Genomic DNA, 1,313 nt, shown 5'->3' on the forward strand with positions numbered 1-1,313 from the left:
TGTCTCGTCCTGAATAAGGTTTACACCTTCTGACCTATCCTCAGGAGGAACCAATGGATTCAGGAAGAAGGCGTAGTCAGCGTGATTACACGCTGGGCTTTAAATTGGCGGTTGTCGATCAGGTTGAGAAGGGCGAACTGAGTTATAAAGAGGCTCAACGGCGTTATGGGATTCAGGGCCGGTCGACTGTGTTGGTATGGTTACGCAAGCATGGGCGGCAGGACTGGAGCCAAGGCGCCTCCATTCGTGCCCAGAGGAACCGACCGATGGCCGAGCCAAATTTGCCGCTGACACCAGAGCAGCGAATCAAGGAGCTGGAAGAAAAGCTGGCCCTTGCCAACCAGAAAGCCCAATTTTTTGAAGCTGTCGTTGACGTGCTGAAAAACGATTACGGTGTTTCTGTCGTAAAAAAGCGATCCGGCAAGTCCTCAGCCAAGGGCAAATCGAAGGCCTGAGTGTCACCAGGGCTTGCCAGTTTCTGGGCATCTCACGGCAGGCGTATTACAAGCGCAATCGAGCTTACGACGCGCAAGCTAGCCATGCGCAAAAGGTGCTGGGGTTTGTGCTGGAGGCACGCCTTGAAATGCCTCGGTTGGGCACCCGTAAGCTGCATGGGCTAATGCAAGCCGAACCTGAACTAACGCAAACGGTAGGCCGAGATCGATTGTTCGATATTCTGCGAGACCAGCGACAACTGGTCCCACGCAAACGCGCTTATCACAAGACTACCGACAGTCATCATCGCTTCCGTCGACATCCGAATCGGCTCAAGCCCGGCCCTGACCAAGTCACTGCCACCGGCCCGGAACAGGTGTGGGTGGCGGATATAACCTATTTACCGACCGAGCAAAGCGTCGCTTACGTAAGTCTGGTCACTGATGCGTTCTCGCGCAAAATAGTCGGCCATCATGTGCATGAAAGCCTGCATACCGAGTCAGTCATCCGGGCGATGACGAAAGCTCTTCGACACCGAAGAACCAATCAGCCACTGGTACATCACTCCGATCGGGGCTCGCAATACTGCTCTGATCTCTACCAAAAGCTGCACGCCAAGCATGGCGTCAGGTGTTCGATGACGGATGGCTACGACTGCTACCAGAATGCCCTAGCGGAACGAGTGAATGGGATTCTGAAAACAGAATTTCTTTTACACCGTCCCAAAGACCTCGCCCAAGCCAAGCGCATGGTTGAGGAATCGATAGAAATCTATAACCGTAAGCGACCTCATTTGGCCCTGAAATACAAAACGCCCGATGCGGTGCATCGGGCGTTTTGAGACTGAAACAGGTGTAAACCTATTTCAGGACTAGACA

General features: G+C 53.3%; 1 protein-coding gene. It reads left to right on the plus strand.

The window, feature by feature from the left end:
• The first annotated feature begins 53 nt into the window (after positions 1-53).
• Positions 54-1,276, plus strand: a protein-coding gene (locus PSEUDOMOFG3G_RS24130; protein ID WP_139051244.1) for an IS3 family transposase whose coding sequence is annotated in 2 segments (ribosomal slippage) — positions 54-405 and positions 405-1,276 — 1,224 coding nt in all. Because the reading frame shifts where the segments join, the coding sequence is not laid out codon by codon here.
• Positions 1,277-1,313 lie beyond the last annotated feature (37 nt).

This window comes from Pseudomonas sp. FG-3G (assembly GCF_901007645.1).
In the GTDB taxonomy this organism is placed as follows: Bacteria; Pseudomonadota; Gammaproteobacteria; order Pseudomonadales; family Pseudomonadaceae; genus Aquipseudomonas; species Aquipseudomonas rhizophila.